The organism is Vibrio sp. 10N.222.46.A1, from assembly GCF_041473595.1.
GTDB classification, from domain to species: Bacteria; Pseudomonadota; Gammaproteobacteria; order Enterobacterales; family Vibrionaceae; genus Vibrio; species Vibrio tasmaniensis_A.
This window is the reverse complement of sequence record NZ_JBFRSN010000504.1, coordinates 1-4,059: the sequence shown is the minus strand read 5'-3', so window position 1 is coordinate 4,059 and position 4,059 is coordinate 1. Positions and strand designations below refer to the sequence as shown.

General features: G+C 43.8%; 6 protein-coding genes. 2 read left to right on the top strand and 4 right to left on the bottom strand.

Translation table 11 applies throughout. The features are described 5' to 3' along the window. On the bottom strand, window positions 1-416 hold a 416-nt coding region (locus AB4496_RS14815), incomplete at its 3' end, for an LptA/OstA family protein (RefSeq protein WP_372131234.1). 149 nt (window positions 417-565) lie between these two features. On the opposite strand from AB4496_RS14815, the gene djlA reads away from it, so the two are divergent. Together djlA and AB4496_RS14805 are read left to right on the top strand one after the other, a co-directional pair. Continuing rightward, the gene (gene djlA, locus AB4496_RS14810; protein ID WP_009847822.1) at window positions 566-1,420 is read left to right on the top strand and encodes a co-chaperone DjlA; all 855 of its coding nucleotides are present in this window, start codon (window positions 566-568) and stop codon (window positions 1,418-1,420) included. Between the two features lie 57 nt (window positions 1,421-1,477). Then, window positions 1,478-2,023 (top strand): DUF924 family protein, encoded by a 546-nt coding sequence (locus AB4496_RS14805; protein WP_009847821.1) that lies wholly within the window; start codon window positions 1,478-1,480, stop codon window positions 2,021-2,023. A 102-nt stretch (window positions 2,024-2,125) separates the two neighbouring features. Here AB4496_RS14805 and AB4496_RS14800 read toward each other — a convergent pair whose 3' ends face one another. The 3 genes from AB4496_RS14800 to AB4496_RS14790 form a co-directional block, all read right to left on the bottom strand. Beyond that, window positions 2,126-2,908: a DUF547 domain-containing protein gene (locus AB4496_RS14800; protein ID WP_009847820.1), complete on the bottom strand. Its 783-nt coding sequence runs from the start codon at window positions 2,906-2,908 to the stop codon at window positions 2,126-2,128. A gap of 175 nt (window positions 2,909-3,083) precedes the next feature. Next, complete coding sequence (gene leuD / locus AB4496_RS14795; RefSeq protein WP_009847819.1) at window positions 3,084-3,686, bottom strand: 3-isopropylmalate dehydratase small subunit; 603 nt, start codon at window positions 3,684-3,686, stop codon at window positions 3,084-3,086. Between the two features lie 14 nt (window positions 3,687-3,700). Next, on the bottom strand, window positions 3,701-4,059 hold a 359-nt coding region (locus AB4496_RS14790), incomplete at its 5' end, for an aconitase family protein (RefSeq protein WP_372131232.1).

The following is a 4,059-nucleotide window of genomic DNA, read 5'->3' as shown; positions in this document are numbered from 1 at the left end:
CAGAGAAACTCATAATCGGTATTTTCGAGCGTCATTTCATCGGTGGTCAGATTGTTAGTGGCTCTGTCTGCCACTGACTTTATTTGACCATCGCTAAAGTTTACGTTGCCTTCAGCTACAACGATATTTTCTTGTTGGTGAAGCGTTACATTGTCGGCAAGGATGGTTTTGTTTCCTTGGGTAACTCTTACATCACCTGAGTAGATTGCCTTGTCACCATTGATAGCCTCTAAGCGATCGGACTCAACATGAGCGGGAAGTTGTGTCTCGTTTTCTGCAGCGGGATCGATCAAGCATTGATCTATAGAGGGCATTTCCTGCACACTACTATCGGTGATTGTTTCAGCTTGAGTTGTCGACACGTATAATGCCGTACTTATAGACGCGGCTAACAAGGTGCGGGAAAAAAATTGCATGAAGTTGAACTATCCTGTGTCACTAGATGAAGGGTTGATCTAGTATCAATCCAATTAATAAAGCATTTTCCTTATGATAAAGGAAATATTAGCATTCAGCATCATCAGACAGCATTACTCAGACAAAATTCATAGATAGAGAACACATAATGCAAATATTTGGCAAAATTTTGGGCGCTTTTTTTGGTTTTTTATTTGGGGGGCCGCTCGGTTTAGTTTTTGGCCTATTTTTAGGGCACCAGTTCGATAAAGCTCGCCGATTGAACCAATCGGGCTTCAATAGCTCTGGTTTTGGACGAGGTCCAAGCCAAGCTGAAAGACAAAACGAGTTTTTTAAATCCGCCTTTGCGGTTATGGGACACGTTGCTAAAGCTAAGGGGCAGGTCACGCCAGAAGAGATTCAGCTCGCTTCTACAATGATGGAGCGTATGAACCTGCATGGCGAACAACGTAAAGCGGCTCAAGATGCTTTCCGTGACGGCAAAGAGAGTGACTTCCCGTTAAGCGATGTGCTTGAGCGTGTGAAAATCTCATCGGGCGGTCGTTTTGATCTTCTGCAGTTTTTTCTTGAGCTACAAGTGTCCGCAGCATTTGCCGATGGAAGTTTGCACCCGAGTGAGCGCCAAGTCTTACATAAGATAGCGCAAGGCCTTGGATTTTCTGCAGAACAGCTAGAGCGCCGCTTGCAGATGCAAGAAGCAGCATTTCGTTTTCAACAGCAAGGTGGAAGCTTTGGTGGCCATCAAGGCCATGGTCAATCATCGGGTTGGCAACAGGCTTCGCAACAAAACCAATTGGCCGATGCGTTTAAAGTTCTCGGTGTAAGTGAAAGTGCCGACGGTAAAGAGGTTAAGAAAGCTTACCGCAAGCTGATGAATGAGCATCACCCAGATAAACTGATGGCGAAGGGCTTACCGCCTGAGATGATGAATGTTGCGAAAGAGAAATCGCAAGAAATTCAGAATGCTTATGATCTGATAAAGAAAGTAAAAGGTTTTAAGTAATTGAACACTAAACCGAGTAATAACAAAGTTACTCGGTTTTTTATTAAAGGGAATTATATGACGGTAATGTATCAGGATGTTCTAGAGTTTTGGTTCGATGAGTTGACGCCTAAAGATTGGTTTACTGGCGGCGCCGAGATTGACACTTTGATAGAGTCTCGATTTTCTGAATTGCATAAAGCAGCCATTCAAGGCGAGCTATTTGAGTGGCGCCAAACTGCGCAAGGACGATTGGCTGAGATTATCGTGCTTGATCAGTTTTCTCGAAATATTGGTAGAAACAGTCCGACAGCTTTTTCGGCTGATCCGATGGCGTTGGCTCTAGCCCAAGAGGCGGTAGCGGGTGGTTTTGATCACCAGCTTAACGAGCAACAGAAAAGCTTCCTGTATATGCCTTATATGCACAGTGAGTCTTTGTTAGTTCATGAACAAGCTGTGGAACTCTTTTCTCAAACGGGATTAGAACATAATCTTGATTTTGAGTTTAAGCACAAGGTCATCATCAAGCGTTTTGGTCGCTACCCTCACCGTAATGAGGTGTTAGGGAGAGCTTCGACTCCCGAAGAGGTTGAGTTCTTGCAGCAACCGGGCTCAAGCTTTTAATTGTAGAAACACAGTTCAATAGATAAAAAAGAGGCAAGTGGTTAATAAAAACCTTTAGCCTCTTTTTTTGTTTGGCTTCATTCATGAGCTTTAACGTTAAAACTAGTTTGCTTGGTTGAGCGACCAATCATAGTCATAGCTGATTTTGTTAGTGTTCGTCACCGGCTTTGTTCGATACTGGTCTAAGTGTTGAATGAGTTGTTTCTCTGTACCAAAATCCACAGCAAACCAATCGTAAATCGATGATAGTTGTAGTTTATTGTTTTCAATTAACACGCCCTTATCACTATTTACAAAATCACTAGCAGCTTGTTCTAACAAGGCTGCAGTGTTGTCAGAGGTAAAAGCTTCAGGCTGTAAGTTAGGGCAACCTAAACTCGCGCAATTCACCGCGTAATGCGTGCGCGGATCTTGCCAAATCGGTCTTAAAATTCGATGCTCAATATCATTGAGTGTTAGTGACTTCCCGTTAACGATTACTACATCATCTCCCCACGGTCCAAAACTAAACAGTCCGCCGAGCTTGGTGATGGATTTTATTGGGTAGGCATCAAGAATTAAATCGACAGTCACGGCGTTATATAAATTAACCCAGTAGGCATATTGTTCCGCTTTTGAGTAGTCGAGTGGATTCAACTGCTCTAGCCTCTTGATGTATTGCTTGAGCTTTGTCTTATCTGCAGTGCTCACGGCTTGATAGCGAACTAGGGTGTTTTGCCCTTGTTTAACTAAGTAGCTATCGATAAATTGCTGCCAATCTTGATGAGATACCTGTTCTAGATTGGTTTCGTCGCTTTGGTTCCAGTATGGCCAAAGATCGGATTTAGGCGCAGACCAAGCTAAGGTTGAGAAAAGTAGGCTGACAATAAAAAGTAGTTGTTTCATGGCATTCTCCTGATGACTGACTACTAAGACCTTAAGGCTTACCATTTTCTTTCAATGCTCTTCATTTAAATAAACATATGAAGTTAAGTTAAAAGCTTAGCCAAATAAAAAAGGTTGGCGCTAAGCCAACCTTTTATATGAACACAAAACTGTGTGATTCTATTTCAAGACTTCTTTACTTCAGGAAGCTAGGAATCTTAGCTTCAAACTCTGAGATCTTATCGGCATGTTGAAGCGTTAGGCCGATGTTATCTAGGCCATTCAGCAAACAGTGACGACGGAACTCATCAATTTCAAACGAGTACTCTTTACCGTTTGCTCTGACTTTCATTGCTTCTAAATCAACGTCGATCTCAGCGCCTTCGTTTGCTTCAACAAACTGGAATAGTTCATCGACTTCCTGCTCTGAAAGACGAACAGGCACCATCTGGTTGTTGATCGAGTTACCGTAGAAAATATCAGCAAAGCTTGGCGCGATCATCACTTGAATACCGTAATCGGCAAGCGCCCAAGGTGCGTGCTCACGAGATGAACCACAACCGAAGTTTTCACGAGCCAGTAGAATTGAAGCGCCTTTATAGCGTGGTGCATTCATTACAAACTCAGGGTTTGGTTGTTGGCCTGCATCATCAAGGAAGCGCCAGTCGTGGAACAAATGCTTACCAAAACCGATACGGTTCACTTTCTGTAGAAACTGCTTTGGAATGATCGCATCAGTATCGATGTTGGCCGTATCTAGAGGAACGACTAATCCGGTGTGTTGTTGAAAACCTGACATGTTAAATCCTCTAATTAAAGTTCACGAATATCGACAAAGTGACCAGCGATTGCTGCTGCGGCTGCCATTGCTGGGCTAACTAGGTGCGTACGACCATCACGGCCTTGGCGACCTTCAAAGTTACGGTTTGATGTAGAAGCACAGCGCTCTTGTGGACCTAGACGGTCATTGTTCATTGCAAGACACATAGAGCAACCCGGCAGGCGCCATTCAAAGCCGGCTTCGATAAAGATCTTATCTAGGCCTTCAGCTTCCGCTTGTGCTTTTACTTGCTCAGAGCCCGGAACGATCAATGCTTGAACATGTTTCGCTACTTGGCGGCCTTTTGCTATTGCTGCAGCTGCACGCATGTCTTCGATACGCGAGTTAGTAC

Excerpts from the sequence above, each read along its gene's own strand:
- leuD (WP_009847819.1), bottom strand. The coding sequence starts at position 3,686 with ATGTCAGGTTTTCAACAACACACCGGATTAGTCGTTCCTCTAGATACG.
- djlA (WP_009847822.1), top strand. The coding sequence starts at position 566 with ATGCAAATATTTGGCAAAATTTTGGGCGCTTTTTTTGGTTTTTTATTT.
- AB4496_RS14805 (WP_009847821.1), top strand. The coding sequence starts at position 1,478 with ATGACGGTAATGTATCAGGATGTTCTAGAGTTTTGGTTCGATGAGTTG.
- AB4496_RS14800 (WP_009847820.1), bottom strand. The coding sequence starts at position 2,908 with ATGAAACAACTACTTTTTATTGTCAGCCTACTTTTCTCAACCTTAGCT.